Below are 25,612 nucleotides of genomic sequence, written 5' to 3' on the forward strand. Positions count from 1 at the left end.
TTTACGCACTGCAAGTTTTGTAACCCGGTGTTCTTTACGTCTCGATTCCGGCGCGAAAATGTCTCAGAACGGGATTGCGGAGCAGGCAATCAAACGGATAATTGGCAGCATGAAGAGAGTTCGCAAGGCAGTCTTCCCGGTCGCTGGTCTCGGCACGCGGTTCCTTCCCGCCACCAAGGCAATTCCCAAGGAAATGCTGACGGTCGTCGACCGGCCGGTCATCCAGTATGTGGTCGATGAAGCCCGGGATGCCGGCATTGAGCATTTCATTTTCGTCACCGGCCGCAACAAGGCGGTCATCGAAGACCATTTCGACGTCCAGTTCGAGCTCTACGACACGCTTGCCCAACGCGGCAAGGACGACCAGCTTGCCCGACTGCAGCGGCTGCAGCCGGCGCCGGGCCAGACCAGCTTCACTCGCCAGCAGGTACCGATGGGGCTTGGCCATGCCGTCTGGTGCGCGCGCGAACTGGTCGGCGACGAACCGTTTGCGCTCCTCCTGCCCGACATGATCATGCAGTCGGAAAAGAGCTGCATGAAGGACATGGTCGAGCTCTATGCCGAGACCGGCAACAACATCATCGCGGTGCAGGAGTGCGATCCGGCCGAAGCGCATAAATACGGCATCGTCGGCCGCGGCGAGGACACGCATCACGGCTTCCGCATCACCGGCATGGTCGAGAAGCCGAAGGCGGGCACCGCGCCCTCGAACCTGTTCATCAACGGCCGCTATATCCTGCAGCCGGAGATTTTCGGCATCCTCGAAGGCCAGGAACGCGGCGCCGGCAACGAGATCCAGCTCACCGACGCGATGCTGAGGTTGGAGAAGCGGCAGCCCTTCTACGGCTACCACTACCGGGGCCGAACCTTCGATTGCGGCTCGCCGGAAGGCTTCGTCGAGGCCAATGTCGCCTTCGCGCTGTGGCGCAACGACATGAATGCCAGCATGGCCGGCGTCATCCGCACGCTGCTGGATGAGGTGCAGCCGTCGGCGCGGCGCGGCGCCGCATTCTAGGGCGTATCGATATTCAGGCCGGCCTGGCCTGAATTCCGGCACGTCCTCAGCGCTGCACCTTCAGCCCCAGGAAGACGCTGTTGGCGACATAGTCGCGGCCGGGCAGGTTGCTGGTCAACTTCTCCGTCCTGACCCTTGTGGTGAGGCCGGCATAGCGGTTGAGCCACCATGTCAGCCCGGCCTCGGCGCTCAAGATCAGGTCATGGCCGTCGGATCCGGTATAGTCGCGCCAGTCGAGGCCAAGCGCTGAATTCGCCGTCAGATTGGCGCGGATCCGCCGCTCACCGGTAAGCCGGCCCGAGTAGAGGACATCGCCACTTTCCCCAGCCGTCGTCGTGCTCTCGATGGTGGTCCTGCCCGTGAGCCCGACGATGGTGCCGCGCTCGGGCGACCATTTGAGATCGGCGTTGACGTACGGTCCCGCGTTGGCCGGCAGACGGTCGTCATCGATCGCTTCGCGCAGCCAGCCGACGGAGAATTCGCCCGACAGCTTGTCGTCCATGTCGAGTTCGAGGCCGGCGCGCGCGCCGAGCCTGGTCGAGGAGCGTTCGTACAAGTTGCTGTCGAGGCGCAGATCATATATCCGTCGCCCGGCCTCCACCTCGACAAAAGGCGTGATGGCCGGTGAAACCTCGTAGCCGGTACGCAAGGTAGCGCTGTAGAGCGTCGAATCGCGGTCCCTCTGCGACAGCGTGGTGCCGTCCGAAAGGTTGGCGTCGCCGAAGAAGTCATGCGTGATCGCGCCAGTCAGCGCGTAGCGCATCTTGCCGGCATCCTTCTCGATGGCGAGGCTGCCGTCGACGGTCTGTCGCAGCGGCTGCGAGGTGACGCCGGCGATGGCATCCGGCGAGGAGGCTGATTCAGGCACCGCCTCGTAGCCGAGCTTGGCGATGGCGCGCAGCTCGTTGTCGAGGTCGACGTTGAGCTGGCCTTCGATGCGGCCTTGCGCATCGTTGATCTTCTGGCCCGAGACCGTGTTGCGGAAAATGCCGTAGCCGTCGATTGTGGCCGAGTTCTCGCGCCAGTCGGACGCAGCGGTGAAGCGCAGCGCCGTCTCCGACAGCAGCGCCGATTTGCCGCCGCTACTGGCATCGGCGTTGGACGTCGCGGTGAGGCCCTGCTCGAGCGTCGGCTTGAACACGAAGGTGCCGACCTTGATGCCTGTGGCGGCGAAGGGGTCGTCCTCGGGCTTGATTTTCTGGCCTTCGATCGATGCGGTGCGCTCCGCGCCCGGATCGAGCTTCTGCCTGTCGACGCTGTCGACGGTGACCGCGCGGCGGTTGGCGCCGTCCTGGTCCTCTGCGGTGAGGCCGGTGTCGTCGGCAGTGGCCCTGGTCGTCGTTGCGTCGGTCTGCTGCTTGGTCTTCTTCTTGTCGGCGGCGTTTGTCTTGTTCTTTTTAGCCGTATCCTTGTCGTCCGCCTTCTTGCCCGTGGCGTCGGCGCGCTGCCTGGCGGTCGGGGTCCGGCGCGGCTTGGGCGGAGCTGGGTTGTCGGCGAACGGATCGTCGGTGGCGGCAGGCTGCTCGAAGATGCTTTCGTCGGCGGCTGCCGCATCAGTATCGTCCGGCACCGCGCCGGAACTTGCCGGCGAATAGGCGTCGGCCGGGGCGTCGGCGGTCGCAGTCTGCGGCGTGTCCTGATCCTGGGCGCGAGCCCTGCTCATCTGCCTGACCTTGCGCTGCTGGTCCGACAGGATCGCTGATTCCGAAACCTCGCCGCGCAGTTCGGTTTCCTGGGCCTGGAGCGGCATCGGCCGCAGCAAGGCAAGAACGCTCGCCGCCAGCAGCAGCGTGCTGACGGCCTTGCCCGTTCGACCTCTTTTCGTTTCAGGCTGGGCCCCAGTCATCGTCACCACTGCTAGCGCGGCGCAGGCGCGCCATACTTACCGAACCGTAAATGGGGATGGTTAACGGAGGGTTGAGGCGGGCGGTTCTCTCACGCATGCGGTGTCCTGGATTTCGGGGCTGGCGCCATTGGATATTGGGCCACGGGCAAAGACCGGGATCGAACCTAAAGCGCGGCGAGTGGAAACGGATTCAGGCGACGCGCTTCAGGTTTTTTGCTTTATGCATGTTTCCCAAAACCGCCGCCCACTTTTGGGCGACCTGCATCAGGTGCCATTTCTGTTGGACAGGCGGGCGGCAAAGCGCTAAGCGCATCAGCCATGCATGCGGGGTCCCCAGAAAAGAAGCGCCCGGACAGGCAGGCTTCGATCGATTCGGCGCTGAGAACCGTGGCGACCGAGCAGGCTGGCATGGCTGCTTTTGCCGCCGCGCTCGAGAACGGGCTGGCCGCGCCATTCGCGCGCGCCGTCGAGCTGATTTCGGGCATCGAGGGCCGCGTCATCGTCACCGGCGTCGGCAAAAGCGGCCATATCGGCTCCAAGATCGCCGCCACGCTCGCCTCGACCGGCACGCCCGCCTTCTTCGTCCATCCGGCGGAAGCCAATCATGGCGATCTCGGCATGATCGCCAAGGATGATGCCATCATCGCCATGTCGTGGTCGGGCGAGAGCAAGGAATTGATGGGCATCGTCGCCTATGCAAAGCGATTTGCGATCCCGCTTATCGCCATCACGTCCGGCGAGACCTCGGCGCTGGCGCGCGCAGCCGACGTGGTGCTGCTTTTGCCGCCCGCGCCGGAGGCCTGTCCGCACGGGCTTGCGCCGACGACATCGGCGCTGCTGCAACTGGTAACGGGCGATGCGCTGGCCATTGCGCTGCTCGAGGCGCGGGGCTTCACACCAGACCATTTCCGCACCTTCCACCCGGGCGGACAGCTCGGCGCCAATCTTACGCAGCTGCGCGAGATCATGCATGTCGGCGAGCGTCTGCCGCTGGTGCCGTCGGGCACCGGCATGAGCGAGGCGATCGTCGAACTCTCGCGCAAGGGCTTCGGCTGCGTGGCGATCACCGGCACCGATGGTGCGCTGATCGGCATCATCACCGACGGCGATATCCGCCGTCATATCGCCAACGACCTTCTGGCAATGAGCGTCGATCAGGTGATGACCAAGAAACCGAAGACGGCGACGCCGGACACGCTGGTGGCGACTGCCCTGCAGACAATCAACGCCTCCGCTATCACAAGCCTGATGGTGGTGGAGGGCGGACGCCCCGTCGGGCTCGTCCACCTGCATGATCTGCTGCGTATCGGCGCGGCTTAGGGGTATGTCGATATACAGGCGATGAGCACCGGAAGCGCAGGACGTCCGCGTCGCAGGCCGGCTTTCGAGTACGCTCCGCTCCGGTTCTCCGAAGTTGGCGTTCCCGACTCGGCCTGACCTGAATCTCAACACGCCCTGACCAGGGTCTCGCCTCAGATCGCCTCGACGGTCAGTTCCAGATCGGTATCGGCCGCGCCGGTGACGCGCACTTGCGTGCCGACCGGTAGATCCGGGCCGGAGACGCGCCACAGGGTGTCGCCCAGCCGGATGCGGCCGCGGCCGTTCTTGATCGGCTCGGCCAGCGTCGCGGTGCGGCCGACCATCTGCGCGCCGCGGCGGTTGAGCAGCGGCTGATCGGCGTCGTCATGACGACCGCCGACCAGTTTCTTGCCGACGAAGGCCGAGATCAGCGACAGGACCAGGAAGACCAGAACCTGGAGCTGCCAGGTCCAGAAGGCGGCGTCCCAGATGAGCAGCGACACCGCGCCGACGATCAGGGCGGCGATGCCGATCCACAGCATGAAGACGCCGGGCGCGACGACTTCCATCACCAGCAGCACGAAGCCCAGGACCATCCAGTTCCAAGGGCCGAGTTCGGAAATGATGCGATCAATCATGTGCGCTCTCCCAGAGCGGAGACATCAAATCGTGGAGACCATCAATTGTCGCCGGGGCGCACGACCGGCGGCCGCGAGCCTCGCTGCGTACCGGACGGGCCGTCTGCCTTGAAGACTTCCCTGGCGATCTCGCCGATGCCGCCCAGCGTGCCGATCAGCGACGACGCCTCCAGCGGCATCAGCACGATCTTGCTGTTCGAGGCCGAACCGATCCTGGTCAAGGCCTCAGTGTATTTCTGGGCGACAAAGTAGTTGAGCGCCTGCACGTCGCCCTTGGAGATGGCTTCGGACACGACCTGGGTCGCCTTGGCTTCGGCCTCGGCCGAACGCTCGCGCGCCTCGGCATCGCGGAAGGCTGCTTCCTTGCGGCCCTCCGCCTCGAGGATCTGCGACTGCTTGAGGCCCTCGGCGGCCAGGATCTGGGCGCGCTTGTCGCGCTCGGCCATCATCTGGCGGCCCATCGATTCAACCAGGTTGGCTGGCGGGTTGATGTCCTTGATCTCGACACGGGTGATCTTGATGCCCCAGGGATGCGCCGCCTCGTCGACGACGCGCAGCAGGCGCTCGTTGATGGCGTCGCGGTTGGACAGCAATTCGTCGAGGTCCATCGAGCCCATGACGGTGCGGATGTTGGTCATCGTCAGGTTGAGGATGGCGTTCTGCAGCCCGGCGACCTGATAGGCCGCCTGCGGGGCGTTGAGGACCTGGTAGAAGGCGACGCCGTCGACGCCGACGATGGCGTTGTCGCGGGTGATGATCTCCTGCGTGGGGACATCAAGCACCTGCTCCATCATGTTCATCTTGGCACCGATGCGCTCGAAGATGGGGTTGATGATGTTGAGACCCGGCGTCAGTGTCTTGGTGTAACGGCCGAAACGCTCCACCGTGTAGTTGTAACCCTGCGGCACCGTCCTGATGCCTTTGAAAAGAAGGATGATGACCAGGAAGACAAGAACAATGATGGCAATATCGAAACCGCTGAAGCCCATTTCGTTTTCTCCCTCAATAGGCGCCGACTTCACGAAATCACTTAAGTGTGTTTCCGCAGCGTTACAATCAGGTGATCACGAATATTGAATGGCGGAGGCTTTTGCGCACCGGTTTCAAGCTGTGGCGGCGAGGCGGGTCACACCCAGCCGGACAGCTCGCGCCGCACCATCGCCTCGATCACGGCCATGCCCTCGTCGCTGTCGTTGAGGCAGGGGATGTGGGCGAAGTTCCTGCCGCCGGCATGGTGGAAGGTTTCGGCTGCCTCGCGGCCGATCTCGTCCAGCGTCTCGATACAGTCGACAGAAAAGCCGGGATTGACGATGGCGATCGACTTGACGCCCTCCCTGGCGAGCTTCTCGACCGTCACATCGGTGTAGGGCTGCAGCCATTCCTGCGCGCCGAAGCGCGACTGGAAGGTGGTGATCAGCTTCTTCTCGTCCCAGCTAAGCTTCTCGCGCAGCAGCCTCGTCGTCTCCAGGCAATGGGCCCGATAGGGATCGCCCTTGTCGGAATAGGGTTTCGGGATGCCGTGATAAGAGGCGATGACCACTTCCGGCTCGAAGTCGAGGCTCGCCAGATGCCGTTCGATCGAGCGGGCAAGGGCCTCGATGTAGACGGGCTCGTCATAGTAGGGCGGCACGCTGCGGATCGCCGGCGCGCGCCTGATCTTCATCAGCGCGCGGAACAGTTGATCGTTGGCGGTCGCGGTGGTTGTCGCCGAATATTGCGGGTAGAGCGGAAAGGAAAGGATGCGGTCGCAGCCCTGCTCGACCAGTCCTCGGGCGACGCTCGCGGTCGAGGGGTTGCCGTAGCGCATCGCCCAGTCGACCATGACATCCGGCAGGTCGCCAAGCGCCTTGGCGAGCTTCTCCGCCTGGGCGCGCGTAAAGGTGCGCAGCGGCGACTCGTTCTTCTCCCGGTTCCAGATCCTGGCGTAGTTGGCGCCCGATTTCTTCGGCCGTGTCGTCAGCACCAGCCCGTAGAGGATCGGATACCAGATCGCCTTATTGAGCTCGATGACGCGCGGGTCGGAGAGGAATTCCCTGAGGTAGCGCCACATCGGGTTGAACTCGGTGCCGTCGGGCGTGCCGAGATTGATCAGCATGACGCCGACCTTGCCGGCCTTGACCCGCACGGAACCCGCCGGCAGCGGGCCGGCGGTCTTCGCGGCTTTGGGGTCGAGTGGGCTGGACAGCGTCATCAGGATCTCCGGGAACCGCGAAACCGGCGGGTGGCGCGGCGAAACTAACGATGCGGCGGCGGTTTTCAATGCTGCGTCTGGCCGCACCTCGCGGCGCCCTGGCCCGAAAGCAGAAGCCCGTCCGTTGCCCGGGCGGGTCTCCGACCTGCCGCGGCAGGAGCTATTTCGCCGCGGGCGGGATGGTGAGCGTCCCGCCGATCGGCAGCCGATGCGGCTCGTAATCCTTGTTGGCGCCCGAGATCAGCTTCCACTTGGTGGCGTCGCCATAGGCCTTCTTCGCCAAATCCCAGAAGGTGTCGCCGGCGACGATGACATGGCTGGCTTCTGCAGGCGTCGCCTCGGCCGGCTTTGCCGGCTCGGCAGCCGGGGCAGGGGCCGCTTCCGCGGGCTTGGCGGGTTCCGCCGCAGGCGCGGCAGGGGCCGTTTCCGCCGGAACCGTCGGCGGTGTCGTGGCGATGTCGCCCGAATTGGCAGGCAAGGCGGGCATCTCGGCGGGCGCCGCCGCGACGGTCGCGGCGATCTCGGTGATGCGGCCGTCGAGCTTCGGTGTATAGGGCCGATGCGCGCCGAGATAGTCGGCGACGACCTGCTCCAGGCCCGGGCCGTAGTCATAGGCGTTCTTGGCCTTCTCGGCGAAGACCTTGTAGCCGTCGCCGCCCTGGCGGACATAGTTGTTGGTGGCGACCAGATAGTCCTTGTCGGGATTGATCGGCGCCCAGGCGCCGTTCTCCATCACCTCGACCGACTTGACGCGTCCGGCGTTGGGCGCGACCGATTTGTCGAAGGAATATTTCAGGCCGGCGACCTGCGGGAAGCGCCCGGCGCCGTCCTCGATCTGGCTGAGGCCGCTTTCGAGCCCGGCGACGAGGTCCTTACCCGAGATCTGGAAGGTCGCCAGCGTGTTCTGGAACGGCAGCACGGTCAGCACCTCGCCCATGGTCACGGTGCCTTGGTCGATCGAGGCGCGCAGGCCGCCGCCATTCGAGATGACGATCTCGACGCCCTGGCCCTTGACGCGGTCGAGGATGGCATCGGAGACGAGGTTGCCCATCTCGCATTCGCGGGCGCGGCAGTTGTCGCGGCTGCCGTCGATGGCCTTAGTGGTCTCAGCCACTTCCTTGTTCTTCAATTCCTCGATCGGGGCGCCGAGCTCCTTGATGCGGGCGAGCACGGCCGGATCGGGCGTGATCGACTTGTCGAGGAAGATCGGGTCGCCGCTCGCTTGCTTGACGACGCCGTTGTCGTCGAACACGACCTTGAACTCGCCGAGATATTTCGAATAGGACGCCGCCTGCACCACCGGCACCTTGTAGCCATCGGGGTTGTCGACCATCGTCGGATAGGGGCCGGCCGCCTTCGGGTCGGTGTTCGACAGAAGCGTGTGGCTGTGGCCGCCGACCACCACGTCGATGCCGGGGATTTTCGCGATGACATCGCGCTCGCGGTTGTAGCCGATATGGGTCACCGCGATGATCTTGTTGACGCCTTGCGCCTTCAGCTTCTCGACCTCGGCCGTGATCGACTTGACGTCGTCTTCGATGGCGATGTTGGGGCCGGGCGAGGCAAGCTCCGGCGTATCATTGGTGACCGCGCCGACAATGCCGATCTTCTGGCCGCCGACCTCAAGCACGACCGACGGTTTGATCTTGCCCGCGGCGCCCGACTTGTCGTTGGGCACGACATTGGCGCTGATGATCGGGAACTTCGCCTTGTCCAGGTAAGGCACCAGCGCGCTCTCGCCGTCGTCGAATTCGTGGTTGCCGAGCGTCACCGCGTCGGGCTTGATCTGGTTGAGGAATTCCTCCTCCGCGGCACCCTTGTAGGTGATGTAGAAGAGCGAGCCCTGGAAGCTGTCGCCCGCATTGAGCAGTAGCACGTTCTGACCGTCGAGCTTCTTGCGTTCCTGCGCGATCGCGGTAACCAGCCGGCCGGCGCCGCCAATGCATTCGCCTTTGGTTTCTTCCTCGGCGGAGCATGTCGACTCGTATTTGTTGTTGCCTTCAATGCGGCTGTGCCAATCATTAAAATGCAGGATGTTCAATGTGTAGTCGGCAAAGGATGATCCGGCGGACAGGCCAAGCGCGGATGCTGAAAGAGCGGCAATGGCGGCGATCTTCTTCATTCTCGTCTCCCGGATGACCTTGAACCAGAGGCGCTTAACGCCCTTGCACTGAACGGGACATAGCAGCCAGATCCCGACCATGTTCCCATCGCGTTTTCATCGATGCAAGCGGAATCGGGCCAGCATTGCCGGGAGCAAAAAACGGCGGGTCGCCGGCCGCCGTCTTCCGAAAAGCGAAGGATGTACCGGCTTCAGGCGCGCCGCGTCAGCACGAAGTTCTGGCCCGACGCGCTGGTGCAATTGAGCTGGCTGGTGGAGATCATCAGGCAGTTGAAGCTGATCGGTGTCTGGCGGATCAGCGAGGTGCCGTGGATCTCGACCGAAGTCGCCCCGGTCATGGTGTAGCTGCCTTCGGCGAGCTTCTGGCCGGTGTCCGTGGCGACGGTGGTGAAGGTGCCGGCGGTGAAGCTCGACAGGCCGGTGCCCTTGGCGTCGATCCAGGAACCCTCGACGCCTTTCGGTCCGGCTGCGATCGGTGGCTCGGAAGGGCCGACGGTGGTGCAGGCAGAAGCGGCGAGCAGACTTGCCGCCGCAACTGCCGAAAGCAATTTGCGCGCAATGGTCATTTGAAATCCTCTCCTCTCGCATCGGCCGGAAAACCGCTTTCGATTTTCGGAAGGCACGAGGCGTACATCAAAGTGCTGGAGCGTACTTTCCAATGGATGCACGTCGCTCCAGGCCGCACCCCTTCAATCGCCCGATTTCCGGGCGATTGCAAGGCATCGCGGCATGCCGGCGCCGCATCGGCCCGAAAATCGAAGATCGATCTTCGGAAGGCGTGATGCACGCAATTTCAATGGCTTAAAGCCCTCTTGCAGGTCCGAAGGAGCGCGCGCGCTGCAACCCGCTATCGCACCAGGATGTTGCGGAATTGCCACGGGTCGTTCTTGTCGAGATCCTCGAGGAAAAGCCCCGGCCGGTGATCGAGCGGAGTCCAGTCGGTATAATAGCCCTTGACCGGCCCGAGATAGGGGAACTGCACTTCCAGGCAGCGCTTGTAGTCCATCTCGTCGGCCTCGACGATGCCGGCTTGCGGGTTTTCCAGCGCCCAGACCATGCCGGCAAGCACCGCCGAGGTGACCTGCAGGCCGGTGGCGTTCTGGTAGGGAGCGAGCTTACGCGCCTCGGCCAGCGACAGCTGCGAACCGTACCAGTAGGCGTTCTTGTCGTGGCCGTAGAGCAGCACCCCGAGCTCGTCGATACCGTCGACCAACTCGTTCTCGTCAAGCACGTGATGGACAGGTTGCGCCTTGCCAGCCGCGCCGAACATCTCGTGCAGCGACAGCACCGCGTCATTGCACGGATGGTAGGCATAGTGGCAGGTCGGGCGGTAGTGGACCTTACCCTTCTTGCCGCGCAAGGTGAAGAAGTCGGAGATCGAGATCGCTTCGTTGTGGGTCACCAGGAAGCCATATTGCGCGCCGGGCGTCGGGCACCACGAGCGCACGCGGGTGTTGGCGCCGGCCTGCTCCAGATAGATCGCCGCCTGCGAGCCGTTCTTGTGCTTCCTGGCGTTCTTCGGCATCCAGGTCTCATGCGTGCCCCAGCCGAGTTCGGCAGGCTGCATGCCCTCGGAGACGAAGCCTTCGACCGACCAGGTGTTCCAGAACACGTCCATCGGCTTCGGCTTCTTGGTGCGCTGCGTGTCGCGCTCGGCAATGTGAATGCCCTTGACGCCGGCCTTCTTCATCAGTTTCGCCCAGCCCTCGCGGTCACTCGCGGCCGGCTCGGCAAACTCCAGCCCAAGATCGGTGGCGAGGTGGACCAGCGCCTGCTTGACGAACCACGAGACCATGCCCGGATTGGCGCCGCAGCAGGAGATCGCGGTGCTGCCGCCGGGGTTCCTGGCGATTTCCTCGCGCACGCTTTCGCGCAGCGCGTAGTTGGTGCGCGCGGCGTTATCCGCCTTGTCGTCGAAGTAGAAGCCGAGCCAGGGCTCGACCACCGTGTCGACATAGAGCACGCCGAGCTTGCGGCAGAGTTTCATCAGTTCGAGCGAGGAGGTGTCGACCGACAGGTTGACGCAGAAGCCCTGGCCGCCGCCATTGGTCAGAAGCGGCGTCAGCAGCTTCTTGTAGTTCTTCTTTGTCACGGCTTCCTGCATGAAGGTGATGCCGCGCTCGTCGAGCAGCTTGCGGTCGCTATCGCGCGGGTCGATGACCGTCATGCGCGATTTGTCGAACTTGAAATGGCGTTCGATCAGCGGCAGCGTTCCCCGTCCGATCGAGCCGAAGCCGATCATCACGACGGGACCGGTGATTTCACCGTAAACGGGCCAGTTTTCATTCGCCATTTTTTCAGACACTCCGTTAAACAGGGCAAAAGCCGGGCGTTTCTGCCGGACGGCCAAGCGCTACACCACAGATCATTGTCATAAACCAGTGAAAAGCGCCAACCACTGGTCCGGCTCGCCTGATGGCGTGGTTAAGCTGCCGTGGCCATGTCGGCGAGGAAGGCGACCAGCCGGTCGCGGTCGGCGGTCAGTCCCTTGTAGTCGAGCTGGGCCTCGTCGAGCGCCTCCAGATGTGCGGCGAAGGATGCCGCGAGCGTCGCCCTGTCGGGATGGCGTGCCAGCACCTTGAGCGGGTCGAGATGGATGCGGATGGTGAACAGGATGTCGCGCGAGACGGGCAGTTTGCGCAACGTCTGGCGCTCGACGCGGATGAAGGCATGGGCGTCGATATCGCCGTCGGCGAAGCGTGTGGGGCGGTTGGTGGCGCGGTCGATGCGCTGGAGGTTGGAGAGCGGATGGTAGAGGGCGTCGCCGGCCTGGATCGACCAGTTGTAGCGCTCCACCGCCTGACCCTGAAGACCGTCGAACATGCGGTTGATCAATTCTGCCGGACGCGTGCCGGGCCCGAACCCCGGCACCGGCGCATGGATCTGCTGCAGCGGCTTGCCGAATTTTTCCAGGAGCGACCAGGACGAAGGAAAGCAGAGCGAGCCGGCGGCCAGGCGCCAGCCGCTTTCATCCCGGCGCATCAGGATCAGATCCTCCTGGACGAGCAGGGATGCCTGAACGAGCGGCGCCGCGCGCAGGGCCGCAGTCGGTCCGCCACCGTTCTCGTCGCCGATCACGGCGGCGCCGGAGCCGCCATCGCGATGGGTCCCGGGGTGTTTCGCCGCGAGATAGGCTGCGAGGAGATCGAGCACCTCTCGCTGGGCCTCGCGTGTGCCATCCTCCTCGACGAAGACCTTTTCGGGAATCTCCGCGTAGAGCCGGCGCTTCTCGGCGAGATGAGGCAAGAGACATTCGTCGACATCGATCCACTCGTCGAGGCCGAGCGGCTTCAGCCCGATGGTGAAGGGTTTCGACGAACCGTCATAGGGCGTATGGGCGGGCCCGTTCATGCTTCCTTGAACGCGTCGAGTTGAGCGGCGGTCATTCTCGCCGTGAATTCAGTGATGTCATAGTCGGCGGCGCCGGCTTGGGCGAAGGGATCGGCGGCCAGCTTGGCGTCCAACACGTCGCGCGGGCCGCGCGCTATGATGATGCCGCCGGTTCTTGGCCGCTTTGGACCGGAGATGACGAAGATACCCTCCGCATAGCATGCTTTCAGCCACTCGACATGTGCAGCTTGCAGCCGATCGATCTCGGTAAGCGGCACCTTGTAGTTCAGCGACACGACGAACATCATTCTCTCCAGACCTGCGTCAGGCCAACCGTGCGGGGATAAGGCCGCGCAGCGAATTGCCGACGAAGATCGCCTTCGCCGACTTCAGATCGTCTAGGGTGTAGATCGCTTCGCGGGCGCGGCCTTCATCCAGAAGCTCGCCGCGCAATACGCCAGGCAAGAGACCGCAGTCGAGCCGGGGCGTTGCCAGCACGCCGTCGCCGAAATCGGCGAAGAGATTGGTGATCGTACCCTCGCAGAGTTCGCCGCGTTCGTTGGCGAGCAGCACCTCGTCCGCGCGGCTGGCGAGATATTCGGCGCGCGCCCGCTGGTAGGTGTCGCGGCGGCTGGTCTTGTGGCGAAGCAAAGTGTCGCCGGAATCGAGCCGGACCCGCGCCAGTTGCAGGCGCCAGACCTTGTCGGCGGCGAGCGGCTCATAGCGCTGCGCGGCAGCCGTCACCTCGCCATTGCGCGCCAGGACCAGACGGGTGCGCAAGGCGATCGTTTGCCGGCCAACCGTGTCCGTCAGCACTTCGCCGACCCGTTGCGGTTCACAGGCAAAGCCCAGCTCGGCCGCCGAAGCATAGAGCCGCGCAAGGTGACGATCGAAGCGCAGGAAGCCGGGGCCCGGCTCCCAACGCATGGTCTCGATCAGCTCGAAATCGGCACGGTCCCTGTCGCGAAGCGGGCTTTCAAGAGACACTCCTGATACTCCTCCTCGGCGGTGGAATCGAAGACGACGCCGCCGCCGACATTGTAGACGGCCTCGCCGCTGGAAAAGAGCGAAATGGTGCGGATCGCCACGGAAAAGCGCATTGTGCCGCCGGGTGCGATCCAGCCGATGGCGCCGCAATAGACGTCGCGCGGTGTGCCCTCGAGATCGTGCAGTATCTCCATGGCGCGGATTTTCGGCGCGCCGGTGATCGAGCCGCAGGGGAACAGCGCCGCGAGGATGCGGCGGATGCCGACGTCCGGCAACAGCCGGGCCCGCACGCGGCTCACCATCTGGTGCACGGTCGGATAGGTCTCTATGCGGAACAGTTCCGGCACCTCCAGTGTGCCAACCTCGCTGATCAGCGAGATGTCGTTGCGCAGCAGGTCGACGATCATGCGGTTCTCGGCCTGGTTCTTCTCGTCCTTGCGCAGGAACGATTTCAGCCGCGCGTCCTCGGCCCTGGTCGCGCCGCGCGGCGCCGTGCCCTTCATCGGATGCGTCTCGATCATCCCTTCGGCGTCGATCTCGAAGAAGAGCTCGGGCGATCGCGAGAGCACCACCGGATCGCCGAGCGAAATCAGCGCGCCGTATTTCACCGGCTGGCGTTCGGTGAGCGAGTCGAAGGCGGCGAGCGGATCGCCGGACCACTGCGCGCGCACGGGGAAGGTCAGATTGCCCTGGTAGCAGTCACCCCTGCGGATGTGGTCGTGCAACCGCGCAAAGCGCTTCGCATAGTCCTGCGCCGACCAGGCCGCCCGGGCGTCGAAGATCGGGCCGTTGGTCGCCGGACCGGCGCGGCGTGGCACCGCCTGCTCGACGGGAGCATCGAAGACGCCGAAGCACACCAGCGGCGCGCGCCGACCCTCAGGAAGCAATGGCACCAGTTTTGGCTCGAGCAGGTAGCCAGCCTCGTAGGAGAGGTATCCTGCCAGCCATTTGCCGGCGTCGGCTGCCGCCTGCGCGGCTTCGAGCGCCGGCAGGAAATCGTCCGCGTCGCGCGCCACGATGATCTCGGCCGGTTGGTCGAAGACCAACTGGCGGCCGCTCTCGTCGTTGCGGAAAATAGCGGAGGGCAGGGACATTGCTCGGGTGTTCGGTCGGTGGCGCCAGCGATCGCTCTATATGGGGTCTTGGTGGCGCGCAATCGAGGGAGCGGCGTCCTGGGACGCAAAGGCGGCTGGAGCAAAGGAAGGCGGCGGTGCCCAGGACTGGCACCGGCGCTGTCACATGCCCGAAGGCGAAGCGGGATCAGGTGTTGCTGGCGGTTCCCGCGGTCGGGAAGCGGCGGGCGAATTCCTTCTCATCGCCGGCGGCGAGCAACTTCGCCTGCTCGATCCATTGCTCGCGCGCGATACGACCATCGAAGTTCAGCACGTCCTCGATCCGCTTGACGTCGGCTGCTGTCCAGGCGGCAATCTGGGCATAGCTTGTAACCCCAAGGCCCTTGAGCAGCTTTTCGTTGACCGGGCCGATGCCGATGAGGCGGCGCAGATTATCGGCCTTGCCCGTCGCCGCCTTGGTCGAAGCCGGTGCGGCCTTCTTCGCTGCAGCCTTGGGCGCCGCTGCTTTGGGCGCGGCCGGCTTCGGCGCGGCGGCCGACCTGGTTGCCGCTGGCTTGGCCGATGCCGGCTTTGCCGCGGCAGGCTTGGCGGCGGCAGGCTTGGCGGCGGGCGACTTGGCGGCGGCAGGCTTGGCGGCGGGCGACTTGGCGGCGGCAGGCTTGGCAGCGGCAGGCTTGGCAGCGGCAGGCTTGGCAGCGGCAGGCTTGGCAGAAGCCGATTTGGCCGGTGCGGGTGTCGAGACGAGCGCCGCCGGCGCGGGAGCGGAGGCCTTTGCCGCGCCGGATGCGGCCGGCGCCTCGCGCAGCCGGCGTTCGAGGTCGGCACGTGTGTGGCCGCATGCTTCGAGCTCGGCGGTCAGCCTGTCGGTATCAGCGCGGAGCCTGTCGCGCTCGCCGCGCGTGCGGTCCAGATCACCGCGCAGGCTGTCGAGCTCGCCGCGCAGCCGACCCCAGATGAACCAGCCAACCGACACACCCACAATGAACGCCAGGAGAACGTAGAAAAAAGTGCTCATTCCCTCTCTCCAGTCCGATCCATCCGCCGCGGCCTGGAATGACGACCTCGGCGAAAGGACCATTCAATGGTTCCGCGCTTGCGGAACAGCTGGCTTCAACAGAGCTGTCGGCGCTCGGCTCTTCGCCCATGGCCAACGGCCGCATCGCATTCGCCAAATGTCGCCACCGGCCGAAGCTCGTCCCCTGGCCTGGGCTTTGCGTCCGGCTGAGCTTGAGGCGGGACGCTACCATATGACTTGCGGAAAGCTAACGGAAAAAATTCCCGGAGAGTTCTTCAAGAACAGATATTTATGCCAAGAGTAGAGCCCATCCCAACATGTGTTCCGGCTAAACTATTCTGGCGCGGACCGAGGTCGAAGTCGCGCGTCACTTATCCAGCGCTTCCAGCTCGTCGATCAGGCCGCCGATCACGCCAAGCCCGATCTGCCAGAAGGCGGGGTTGGTGGCATCAAGACCGAACGGAGCCAGCAGCTCGGAATGATGCTTGGTGCCGCCGGCGCGCAGCATCTCGAAATACTTCTCCTGAAAGCCGCGCTCGGCATTCTGATAGACCGCGTAGAGCGAGTTCACCAGGCAATCGCCGAAGGCATAGGCATAAACGTAGAAGGGCGAATGGATGAAGTGTGGGATATAGGTCCAGAACACTTCATAGCCGTCGCGCAGCCGGATCGCCGGCCCCAGGCTTTCGGCCTGCACCTCGAGCCAGAACTGGCCGAGCCTGTCGGAGGTCAACTCGCCGTTCTTGCGCTCGGCATGCACCTTGCGCTCGAACTCGTAGAAGGCGATCTGGCGCACCACCGTGTTGATCATGTCCTCGACCTTCTGGGCGAGCATGGCCTTGCGCTCGCGCCGGTCGGTGGTCTGGTCGAGCAGCGAGCGGAAGGTCAGCATCTCGCCGAAGACGGAGGCCGTCTCGGCGAGCGTCAGCGGCGTCGAGGCCATCAGCGCGCCCTGGCCTCCGGCCAGCACCTGGTGGACGCCATGGCCGAGCTCATGCGCCAGCGTCATCACATCGCGCGGCTTGCCCATATAATTGAGCAGCACATAGGGATGCGCCGACGGCACCGTCGGATGGGCGAAGGCGCCGGGCGACTTGCCGGGCCTGACCGGCGCGTCGATCCAGTTGCGGTCGAAGAAGGTGCGGGCGATTTCGGCCATGTCGGGCGAAAAGCGCTGATAGGCCGACAGCACCGTGTCCCTGGCGTCGTTCCAGCGGATGATCGCCTGCGGGGTCTCCGGCAAGGGCGCGTTGCGGTCCCAGTGGTTCATCACCGCCATGCCGAGCCAGCGCGCCTTCATCGCATAGTAGCGGTGCGACAGGCGCGGATAGGCCTCGCGCACGGCGGCCGCCAGCGCGTCGACCACGCCGCGCTCGACGCGGTTGGCGAGGTGCCGTGAATCGGCGATGTCCTCGAAGCCACGCCAGCGGTCGGAAATCTCCTTGTCCTTGGCCAGCGTGTTGGTGATCAGCGTGAAGGTGCGCAGATTCTTGCGGAAGGTCGCGGCCAGCGCCTCTGACGCCTGGCGGCGCACTTCGCCATCGGCGTCCTGCAGGCGGTTCAGCGCCGGCTCCAACGCCAGCTCCTCGCCGCCGAGGTCGAAGCGCAGATCGGTCATCGTCTCGTCGAACAGCCGGTTCCAGGCGCCGCGCCCGGTGATCGACTTTTCGTGGAAAAGCTGCTCGACCCTATCCTCGAGCTGGTAGGGCTTGTCCTTCCTGAGGTCGAGCACCCAGGGCCGGTAGTGGCCAAAGGTTGGGTCGGCGGCGAGCGCGCTTTCGATCACGGCGTCGTCGATCAGGTTGAGCTCCAGCGCGAAAAACAGGAGATGCGCGCTGGCGTCCGTCATCTTTTCCTGGATGTCGCCATAGAGCTTGGCGCGCTGCGGATCGGCGGTGTTGCCGGCGTAGATCAGCCCGGCATAGGAGACGATGCGGCCGATCAGCTCCTCCAGCGCCTCATAGGCCTGCAAGGCTTCGCCCAGACGGCCGGCGACGCCGCGCTCGGCCTCGGCGGCAAGCGTGCCCTTCCAGCGGGTCTCGAAGCCAACAGCATCCTGCGCGGCCCTGGCAATGTCGCGCTTCAGCTCGGGCGCTTCCATGCCGGAATAGAGATCGGCGAGGTTCCATTCCGGCAGGTCGCCAAGCTCCGCGGCGCCGTGACCGGACGCAGTCGCCGAAAGCCGCCGATCAGGAATCATGCGCATCAAAAATACCTTCCAGAACAAGGGAGAAAGCAGAGGCCGGTCAAATCCTAAGGAATTCGTTCACCGGGTTTTTTGAAACCTTATTTAGAACCCTGTGCCAAGATGATCCACGGGGATTTCTCGGGCCGGGCAATTACACAGTCATGACAGGTTCCATACTCATAGTCGATGACGATCCCGTGCAGCGCAGGCTGCTCGAGGCGGCGGTGACGAAATTCGGCCACGGGGCGATCGTGGCCGATGGCGGCGAGGCGGGACTTGGCGTTCTCGACGGACCCAATGCGCGCGACGTGTCGGTGATGATCCTCGACCTCGTCATGCCTGGGCTCGACGGCATCGGCGTCTTGAAGGCGATGCGCGAGCGCGGTATCCACGTTCCGGTCATCGTGCAGACCGCGCAGGGCGGCATCGAGACCGTCGTATCGGCGATGCGCCACGGCGCCTTCGATTTCGTCGTCAAGCCGGCCTCGCCCGACAGGCTGCAGACGGCGATCTCCAACGCGCTGAAGGTCGAGGCGGTCGAAGACGAGATGAAGCGCACGTCCAGGCGGCGCGGCGGCCACCTGACCTTCAAGGACCTGATCACGCACAGCCCGGCGATGGACCGGGTGATCCGGCTCGGCCAGAAGGCGGCGGCGTCCAACATCCCGATCCTGATCGAGGGCGAATCGGGCGTCGGCAAGGAGCTGGTGGCGCGCGCCATCCAGGGCAGCGGCGACCGCCGCTCGAAACCGTTCGTCACCGTCAATTGCGGCGCCATCCCCGACAACCTCGTCGAATCGATCCTGTTCGGCCACGAGAAGGGCTCGTTCACCGGCGCCACCGACAAGCACACCGGCAAATTCGTCGAGGCGCATTCGGGCACGCTGTTCCTCGACGAGATCGGCGACCTGCCGCTCGACGTCCAGGTCAAGCTGTTGCGCGCGGTGCAAGAGGGCGAGGTCGATCCGGTCGGAGGCCGTTCGACGGTCAAGGTCGACATCAGGCTGATCTCGGCGACGCACCGCAATCTCCTGCAGCAGGTCAAGGACGGCCGTTTCCGCGAGGATCTGTTCTACCGTCTTAACGTCTATCCGATCTTCGTGCCGCCGCTGCGCGACCGCCGCGACGACATTCCCTATCTGGTCAGGCATTTCATGGAGAAGGTGGCGCCTGCCGATCCCCGTCACCGTCCGCAAGGCATCTCGGCCAGGGCGCTCGCCATGCTGCAGGCCTATGACTGGCCGGGCAACATCAGGCAGTTGGAGAACGCCGTCTTCAGGGCTTCCGTGCTGGCCGAAAGCGAGCTGCTGACGGAAGAGGAGTTTCCGCAGATCCGCGCGCAGCTGGAAGGCACCGTCAAGCTCGATGTCGAAATTGGCGCGCCAGCGCCTGAGCTGAGCGGTGACGACGACGTGGCCGGCGAGCCGGGGGTGGTCGTGGCCGAGCCCGATCCGCCGGCAAGGCTGCAGCCGCGCTTCGGGACGTTGCGGGCACTGGACGAGCGCGGCAATGTGCGCGCGCTGGCCGAAGTCGAACTGGAAATGATCAAGCTCGCCATCGACCATTACAATGGCCAGATGAGCGAGGTCGCGCGCCGTCTCGGCATCGGCCGTTCGACCCTCTACAGGAAGCTCAAGGAATACGGCATCGACCCGGAAAGCGGCCGCATCGAGCGCCTTGCTTCCTGACCCGCCGAGCCCTTTTCGCAAGCTCCGGACCAGTTCCGTCCCCTGGTGCGGGCCCGCTCGGCATTGATCGCGGCGCCGGCGGCGCCGCAACGACTCGATTATGGCTGCGATCACGCAATTAAGGCCGGCGGTAACAGATCGTGTTTCGGCCAAAGGCGGAAAAATGATCTAAACCAGCAATTTACCAAGAAACGCAGTGCAATATTTTTGACGGGATATCGCCACGGTGTTACCGCATTTCGGCTTCAATAAGCGATGATTAACCATTAGGATCGATATTCGGATGTGAGAACAACACATCCGTTTGGGCAAATCCGGGGACAAACGGCAGCCTGCAAGGCCATTTGATTTGAACCAAGTCGAACGACATACAGACGGGCGGCATTATCACATGAGCGTCTGGCCGAGATGGCTGGCAGCGGTGGTTTTTGCGCTTGGTTTCCTTGCCGCGACCGGCGCCAGCGCCGAAGTTCGTTCGCTGAAGCTCTATCATCTCCACACGCACGAAAAGGCCGAGATCGTCTACAAGCGCAATGGGCGCTACGATCCCGAGGGCCTGCGCAAGATCAACATCATCCTGCGCGACTGGCGCCGCAACGAACCGACCAAGATGGATCCGCGGCTGCTCGACCTCGTCTGGGAGGCCTACCGGCAGAGCGGCGCCACCGACTACATCCAGGTCGTCTGCGGCTACCGCTCGCCGGCGACAAACTCGATGCTGCGCAGCCGCAGCCGGGGTGTCGCCGAGAAGAGCCAGCATATGCTCGGCAAGGCGATGGACTTCTATATCCCCGGCGTGCCGCTGAAGAAGCTGCGCAACATCGGTCTCAAGATGCAGGGCGGCGGCGTCGGCTACTATCCCTCGTCGGGCTCACCGTTCGTGCATATGGATGTCGGCAATGTGCGCCACTGGCCTGGCATCAGCCGCCAGGAACTGGTCGGGGTGTTCCCGAACGGCAAGACCCTGCACGTTCCGAGCGACGGCAGGCCGCTGCCGGGCTATGAACAGGCTTTGGCCGCCTACAAAGCCCGCAAGGGCGCCGGTACCCCCAACATTGAACTGGCCAGCGCCGGCGGTTCGACCAAGCGGTCCGGCGGGCTGCTTGCTGCCTGGTTTGGCGGCGGCGATGACGAGGCCGACGACAGCGCCGATGTCGCGACTGCCGCGCCTGCGCCCAAGCCGAAGAGCGTGAAGCCGGCGGCGGCCGCCAAGCGCAGCAACCCGCCTGGCATCGCGATCGTGTCACCCCAGGACGCGCAGCGCGCCAACATTCCACAGATCGCCGACGACAATTCGGCCGATTCGGAACCTGAGCAGGACACGCCGGAGACGATCATCGCGGCGCTGCCGCCAAAGGAGGTCCCGCTGCCGGACTTCGCGCCGCGACCGAAGACCGATGTCGGCCAGCAGACGCCTGAGAACGTGCCATTCGGCGTGGCCGACGCCTCGGCGACCACCGAGCAGTCGGTGGCGACGGCGCATGCGCCGGTCAACGTGCCCTTCGGCATGGCCAATCCGGCCGGCGCCGATGCCGATCCAGCGCAGGCGGCGGTCAACAACAACGTTCCGCTGCCGACCTGGCGACCCGACCGTTCGCTTCCGGCCGATCTCGCGGCGCAGGACAAGAGCGTGCTGCTGGCGCTGGCCGACACCGCCCAGCACAACAAGACCGCGACCGATGCGTTCTCGGTCCTGCCCAGCGCGCGTCCGGATGAGGCCAAGGCGGACGAAGTCAAGCCGGATGAAGTCAAGCCGGATGAAGTCAAGGCCGTTCTCGACGAGGCCAACGCCACGACCGAGGCCAGTGTCGCCAGTGGCGACTATCAGGTCGCCTCGCTCGAGCCGCGCTCGGCATTCAACGATCCGTCCGGCGTCGATGCGGCCTCCCCGCGCGACGCCATCGCCAGCCGCCCGGCCGGTTCCGATCCGGCGCTGGCAATCGGTGCCGGCGTGAAGACGACGCGCAAGGAAGCCAGGGCCAGCGCCCGCGACCTCAAGCCCGGGCCGAAGGCAATGGTGGTTGCCGCCGCGCCGCAGGCCGCGCGCTGGGCACTGAACAGCGGCGAATACGTCGCCACGGTCTCCAGCGCGACGACGGCGCCGCGCTATGCCTACAACATCGTGCATACGCCGCCGAGCGAGGTCTATACGGCAGGCTTCCAGGCCGACAACCAGTTGGCGGATGCCAACCGGTTCACCGGCAACGCCGTGAAGTTCCTCTCGGTCGCCCGTTTCCAGACCAAGTAGGCGACAGGCCAGACAATCGCAAAAGCCGCGCCGGGCGACCCGCGCGGCTTTTTGCTTTTTGGCGGGCAACGCCCGCGGAACCGTCCGCTCGGCTCTGGCTTCGACCGTGCCGGGATGCTAACGACAAGCGCCTGCTCTCCCGCTTCGTCTAATGGTAGGACAGCGCCCTTTGAAGGCGTGAATCGTGGTTCGAATCCATGAGCGGGAACCAGCGCTTGCCGACCTGTCAGCAATGGGCTCGGGCCTGCGGATCACGTCAAGCATTGGGTTCACCACAAGAAGGTCGTCGAGAAGCTCTGCAGCTGATTGCATTCCAGCAACTGGTCCGGTCGGCTCGAGCCGGCCGGGCTTTTCGTGTCCAGGACGCTACTTCGTGAGCTGGCTCGCCGCGCGCGCCAGGGCTTCGATCTCGTCCCACTTGCCGGCCTTGACCATGTCGTCGGGCGCCACCCAGGATCCGCCGACGCAGATGACGTTGGGCAGAGCAAGATAGTCGGCGGCGTTCCTGGCACTGATGCCGCCGGTCGGGCAGAACTTCACGTCAGCGAGCGGTGAGGCGAAGGCCTTCAGCGAGGCAATGCCGCCGGACTGCTCGGCAGGGAAGAATTTCAGGAAGCGCAAGCCGGCCTCGCGGGCGGCCATGATCTCGCCGGGCGTGATGGCGCCGGGCAGCAGCGGCACATCGCTGTCACTGGCCGCGGCCAGGAGCTGGCTGGTGATGCCGGGGCTGACGATGAATCTCGAGCCGGCGCGGGCTGCTTCATCGAACTGCCCGGCGTCGAGGATGGTGCCGGCGCCGACGATGGCGTCCTCGACCTCGCCGGCGACGCGCCGGATCGCTTCCAGCGCATCGGCGGTCCTGAGCGTGATCTCGATCGCCGGCAGGCCGCCGCGGGCGAGCGCGCGGGCAAGCGGTACCGCGTCGGCGACATTGGCGATCTTGAGCACCGGGATGACCGGCTGGCCATTGAGGAGCGACAGGAGCTTCTCGGTCTTGCTGGGCATTCGCTTGCTCTCTCCGGTATCGATCGATTTCAACCGATTAGCAGAAGGGGTATCCCGAGTCCACGAAACGAGGCGTGTCGCGATGTCACGCACCGGCGACGAGTGTCAGCCGCTTTCCCGGAAGGCGGCTGGTCCGCTCCGCCTTGAATCGGCTTTCACCACGGTTTAGTGGCATGGCGATGACAATTTCCACCCGAACCAATTCTGTGCGCGTCGCCGCGCTGTACAAATTTGCCCGGCTCGACGGCTTCGAGGCGCTGCGCGCGCCGCTCGCAGCCTTCTGCTGCGGGCGCGGCATCAAGGGCACGCTGCTGCTTGCACATGAGGGCATCAACGGCACCGTTGCCGGCAGCGAGGCCGACATCGCCGCGCTGATCGACCATCTGAACTTCATCGAAGGCCTGGCCGGCCTCGAGGTCAGATACAGCGCCGCCGCCGAGATGCCGTTCCACCGCATGAAGGTGCGGCTGAAGCGCGAGATCGTCACCATGGGCGTCGAGGACCTCGATCCGGCAAGCAGCGCCGGCACCTATGTCGCGCCGGCCGACTGGAACACGCTGATCTCGGACGAGAACACCATCGTCATCGACACGCGCAATGCCTATGAGGTGTCAATCGGCACCTTCAAGGGCGCGGTCGATCCGGCGACCGCGAGCTTTCGCGAATTCCCGGCCTGGGTCGAGCGGCATCGCGACCAACTCGAAGGGCGCAAGGTGGCGATGTTCTGCACCGGCGGCATACGCTGCGAGAAGGCGACGGCCTATGTGAAATCGCTCGGCTTCGAGGCTGTGTTCCACCTGAAGGGCGGCATCCTCAAATATCTGGAGCAGGTGCCGGCCGAAGCGAGCCTGTGGCAAGGCGAATGCTTCGTCTTCGACGAACGCGTGTCGGTGTCGCATGGCCTTGCCGAGGGCGAGGCGGAGCTCTGCCGCGCCTGCCGGCATCCGCTGACGGTCGAGGACCGGCTGTCGCCGCGCTATGCCCCCGGCATCTCCTGCCCGCATTGCCACGAGGTCCGCTCCGACGAGGATCGCGCCCGCTACGCCGAACGCCAGCGGCAGGTCGAACTGGCCGCCGCGCGAGGCAAGGGTCCGCATATCGGGAGCTAGCGCCCCATTAGCCGCATCAAAGCGCTGGCCCGTCATTGTAATGTCGACATGCGGGACCTACGTCTGCGACGTCCAAACCTGCTCGTCCATGTTCGGCGCGGGCCAATTCTGGAGGCATTGATGTTCGACCCCAAGAAGCTTCTCGACGATCTGCTCGGCTCGCAGGTTCCCGGCACCGGCGGCACCGTCCGCGACAAGGCAGGTCAGGCCGTGCAGATGGCCAAGGACAATCCGCTCGCCGCCGGCGCGCTGGCCGCGGTTCTGCTTGGAACAGGCACCGGCCGGCAGGTGACGGGCACCGCCATCAAGCTCGGTGGGCTGGCCGCGATCGGCGGTCTCGCCTACAAGGCGTACCAGAATTACAAGGCCGGCAACGCGCCGGCCGAGACGCCGGCCGCCGGCGAGCCGGAACTCTTGCCGCCGCCCAAGGACACCGCCTTCCACCCCTCGCAGGCGCCGCAAGGCGAGGACGAGTTCACCCTGACACTGGTGCGGGCGATGATCTCGGCGGCGAAGGCCGATGGCCATGTCGATGACGAGGAGCGTCAGAAGATTGCCGGCAAGCTGCAACTCGCCGGCATCGGCACCGAGGCGGAACAATTCCTGATGGCGGAACTGGAGAGCCCGCTCGACCTGGATACGCTGGTCGCCGGCGTCCAGACCGACGCGCAGAAGCTCGAACTCTATACGGCCTCGCGCCTTACCATCGATCCCGACACGCGCGCAGAGCGCGGCTATCTCGACCTGCTCGCCGGTCGCCTCGGCCTGCCGGACGCGTTGGTCGACCATGTCGAGGCGACGGTGTCGGCGGCCAAGGTGCCGGTTTCCGAAAAGCCCGGAACCTCGCCCAATCCGCGCTGGTGAGTGCGACAGCCGGCGCCGCGCACGGTAACGTCTCGTTAACCGAGGAAGCGCATCATTCTAAGCAGTCGGACCGGCCTTTCCTCCTCCCAAGCCCGGTTCAGATCAGGGCGGTCGCCAATGACCGCCCTTTTTGTCGGGCCTGATGGCTGACAAGTTGGCTTGCCATCGCCTGCGTCATTTGCGATGCCAAGCTGCAGCGATGACCGGAGGACGCCGATGACTGCCATGACAGAGAAAACCGCCATCGTGACCGGCGCCGGCACGGGCATCGGCAAAAGCGTTGCCACGGCGCTGCTCAAGAACGGCTGGAACACCGTGTTCTGCGGCCGCCGCAAGGCGGTGCTGGAGGAGGCGATTGCCGAGGCCGGCAAGACCGATGCCAAGGCGTTGGCGGTTGCCTGCGATATCAGCAAGGCCGACCAGGTCGACGATCTGTTCGAAACGGTGGTGGAAGCCTTCGGGCGCGTCGACCTGCTCTTCAACAATGCCGGCATGGGCTACAAGTCGACGCCGATCGACGAGATCCCGGTCGAGGTCTGGAACGATATTGTCGGCGTCAACCTCACCGGCTCGTTCCTGTGCGCCCGCGCCGCCTTCGGCGCCATGCGCCGGCAAAAGCCGATGGGTGGCCGCATCATCAATAACGGCTCGGTGTCGGCCTATGCGCCGCGTCCGGGCTCGGTGCCCTACACGGCGACCAAGCACGCCATCACCGGGCTGACCAAGACGCTGGCGCTGGATGGCCGGCCCTACGACATCGCCTGCGGCCAGATAGACATCGGCAATGCGCTGACCGAGATGGCGCAGCCGATGACGGTCGGCGTGCCGCAGGCCAACGGGTCGATCGCCGCCGAGGCGGTGATGGATGTCGAGCGCGTCGCCGACGCGGTCGTCCACATGGCCAGCCTGCCGCTCGACGCCAATGTGCTGTTCATGACGGTGATGGCGACGAAGATGCCGTTCGTCGGGCGCGGGTAGCGCCCGGCCTTCCCGC

Annotated in this window: 21 protein-coding genes and 1 tRNA gene; 8 read left to right on the forward strand and 14 right to left on the reverse strand. The window is 64.9% G+C overall.

What is annotated here, in order from left to right; translation table 11 throughout:
* The first annotated feature begins 100 nt into the window (after positions 1-100).
* Complete coding sequence (galU, locus tag EJ073_RS27810; RefSeq protein WP_189347694.1) at positions 101-1,015, forward strand: UTP--glucose-1-phosphate uridylyltransferase GalU; 915 nt, start codon at positions 101-103, stop codon at positions 1,013-1,015.
* 46 nt (positions 1,016-1,061) lie between these two features.
* On the opposite strand, the gene EJ073_RS27815 is transcribed toward galU, so the two are convergent.
* Positions 1,062-2,861: an outer membrane beta-barrel protein gene (locus EJ073_RS27815; RefSeq protein ID WP_126058423.1), complete on the reverse strand. Its 1,800-nt coding sequence runs from the start codon at positions 2,859-2,861 to the stop codon at positions 1,062-1,064.
* A 318-nt stretch (positions 2,862-3,179) separates the two neighbouring features.
* Here EJ073_RS27815 and EJ073_RS27820 point away from each other — a divergent pair, with 318 nt between their 5' ends.
* Positions 3,180-4,181, forward strand: a complete 1,002-nt coding sequence (locus tag EJ073_RS27820; RefSeq protein ID WP_126058424.1) for a KpsF/GutQ family sugar-phosphate isomerase — start codon at positions 3,180-3,182, stop codon at positions 4,179-4,181.
* Between the two features lie 152 nt (positions 4,182-4,333).
* Here EJ073_RS27820 and EJ073_RS27825 read toward each other — a convergent pair whose 3' ends face one another.
* From EJ073_RS27825 to EJ073_RS27880, 12 genes are all read right to left on the reverse strand, one after another.
* Positions 4,334-4,798, reverse strand: coding sequence for an NfeD family protein (locus tag EJ073_RS27825; RefSeq protein WP_126058425.1), 465 nt, complete (start codon positions 4,796-4,798; stop codon positions 4,334-4,336).
* 41 nt (positions 4,799-4,839) lie between these two features.
* Positions 4,840-5,787: an SPFH domain-containing protein gene (locus tag EJ073_RS27830; protein WP_126058426.1), complete on the reverse strand. Its 948-nt coding sequence runs from the start codon at positions 5,785-5,787 to the stop codon at positions 4,840-4,842.
* Positions 5,788-5,924: 137 nt separating this feature from the next.
* Positions 5,925-6,989 (reverse strand): ferrochelatase, encoded by a 1,065-nt coding sequence (gene hemH, locus EJ073_RS27835; RefSeq protein WP_126058427.1) that lies wholly within the window; start codon positions 6,987-6,989, stop codon positions 5,925-5,927.
* A 160-nt stretch (positions 6,990-7,149) separates the two neighbouring features.
* Complete coding sequence (locus EJ073_RS27840) at positions 7,150-9,111, reverse strand: bifunctional UDP-sugar hydrolase/5'-nucleotidase (protein WP_126058428.1); 1,962 nt, start codon at positions 9,109-9,111, stop codon at positions 7,150-7,152.
* Between the two features lie 191 nt (positions 9,112-9,302).
* The gene (locus EJ073_RS27845) at positions 9,303-9,677 is read right to left on the reverse strand and encodes a hypothetical protein (RefSeq protein WP_126058429.1); all 375 of its coding nucleotides are present in this window, start codon (positions 9,675-9,677) and stop codon (positions 9,303-9,305) included.
* 281 nt (positions 9,678-9,958) lie between these two features.
* A complete protein-coding gene (locus tag EJ073_RS27850) occupies positions 9,959-11,404 on the reverse strand; it encodes a homospermidine synthase (RefSeq protein ID WP_126058430.1) in 1,446 nt (481 codons plus the stop codon).
* A gap of 131 nt (positions 11,405-11,535) precedes the next feature.
* Positions 11,536-12,462: a DUF3445 domain-containing protein gene (locus EJ073_RS27855; RefSeq protein ID WP_126058431.1), complete on the reverse strand. Its 927-nt coding sequence runs from the start codon at positions 12,460-12,462 to the stop codon at positions 11,536-11,538.
* Positions 12,459-12,746, reverse strand: a complete 288-nt coding sequence (locus tag EJ073_RS27860; protein WP_126059365.1) for a YciI family protein — start codon at positions 12,744-12,746, stop codon at positions 12,459-12,461. Before EJ073_RS27860 ends, EJ073_RS27855 begins: the two co-directional genes overlap by 4 nt.
* Before the next feature lie 19 nt (positions 12,747-12,765).
* Positions 12,766-13,428: an aminotransferase class IV family protein gene (locus EJ073_RS27865; RefSeq protein WP_126058432.1), complete on the reverse strand. Its 663-nt coding sequence runs from the start codon at positions 13,426-13,428 to the stop codon at positions 12,766-12,768.
* Positions 13,377-14,522, reverse strand: a complete 1,146-nt coding sequence (locus tag EJ073_RS27870; protein WP_126058433.1) for an aminodeoxychorismate synthase component I — start codon at positions 14,520-14,522, stop codon at positions 13,377-13,379. The genes EJ073_RS27865 and EJ073_RS27870 overlap by 52 nt, the downstream gene beginning before the upstream one ends.
* A gap of 166 nt (positions 14,523-14,688) precedes the next feature.
* The gene (locus EJ073_RS27875) at positions 14,689-15,516 is read right to left on the reverse strand and encodes a proton-conducting membrane transporter (protein WP_126058434.1); all 828 of its coding nucleotides are present in this window, start codon (positions 15,514-15,516) and stop codon (positions 14,689-14,691) included.
* A 367-nt stretch (positions 15,517-15,883) separates the two neighbouring features.
* Positions 15,884-17,722, reverse strand: a complete 1,839-nt coding sequence (locus tag EJ073_RS27880) for a M3 family oligoendopeptidase (RefSeq protein WP_189347391.1) — start codon at positions 17,720-17,722, stop codon at positions 15,884-15,886.
* A 143-nt stretch (positions 17,723-17,865) separates the two neighbouring features.
* On the opposite strand from EJ073_RS27880, the gene EJ073_RS27885 reads away from it, so the two are divergent.
* The 3 genes from EJ073_RS27885 to EJ073_RS27895 all read left to right on the forward strand — a co-directional run bounded on the left by EJ073_RS27885 (position 17,866) and on the right by EJ073_RS27895 (position 21,851).
* The gene (locus tag EJ073_RS27885) at positions 17,866-19,392 is read left to right on the forward strand and encodes a sigma-54 dependent transcriptional regulator (RefSeq protein ID WP_126058435.1); all 1,527 of its coding nucleotides are present in this window, start codon (positions 17,866-17,868) and stop codon (positions 19,390-19,392) included.
* Between the two features lie 391 nt (positions 19,393-19,783).
* Positions 19,784-21,640: a DUF882 domain-containing protein gene (locus EJ073_RS27890; RefSeq protein ID WP_126058436.1), complete on the forward strand. Its 1,857-nt coding sequence runs from the start codon at positions 19,784-19,786 to the stop codon at positions 21,638-21,640.
* Between the two features lie 137 nt (positions 21,641-21,777).
* A tRNA-Gln gene (locus EJ073_RS27895) sits at positions 21,778-21,851 on the forward strand.
* Positions 21,852-22,006: 155 nt separating this feature from the next.
* On the opposite strand, the gene EJ073_RS27900 is transcribed toward EJ073_RS27895, so the two are convergent.
* A complete protein-coding gene (locus EJ073_RS27900) occupies positions 22,007-22,645 on the reverse strand; it encodes a 2-dehydro-3-deoxy-phosphogluconate aldolase (protein ID WP_126058437.1) in 639 nt (212 codons plus the stop codon).
* 179 nt (positions 22,646-22,824) lie between these two features.
* Between EJ073_RS27900 and EJ073_RS27905 the strand changes: the two genes are divergently transcribed.
* From EJ073_RS27905 to EJ073_RS27915, 3 genes are all read left to right on the forward strand, one after another.
* A complete protein-coding gene (locus tag EJ073_RS27905) occupies positions 22,825-23,754 on the forward strand; it encodes a rhodanese-related sulfurtransferase (RefSeq protein WP_126058438.1) in 930 nt (309 codons plus the stop codon).
* A gap of 120 nt (positions 23,755-23,874) precedes the next feature.
* Positions 23,875-24,618, forward strand: coding sequence for a tellurite resistance TerB family protein (locus EJ073_RS27910; protein ID WP_126058439.1), 744 nt, complete (start codon positions 23,875-23,877; stop codon positions 24,616-24,618).
* Between the two features lie 225 nt (positions 24,619-24,843).
* Positions 24,844-25,596, forward strand: a complete 753-nt coding sequence (locus EJ073_RS27915) for an SDR family oxidoreductase (protein ID WP_126059367.1) — start codon at positions 24,844-24,846, stop codon at positions 25,594-25,596.
* Positions 25,597-25,612: the final 16 nt, after the last annotated feature.

This window comes from Mesorhizobium sp. M4B.F.Ca.ET.058.02.1.1 (assembly GCF_003952505.1).
Lineage (GTDB): Bacteria > Pseudomonadota > Alphaproteobacteria > Rhizobiales > Rhizobiaceae > Mesorhizobium.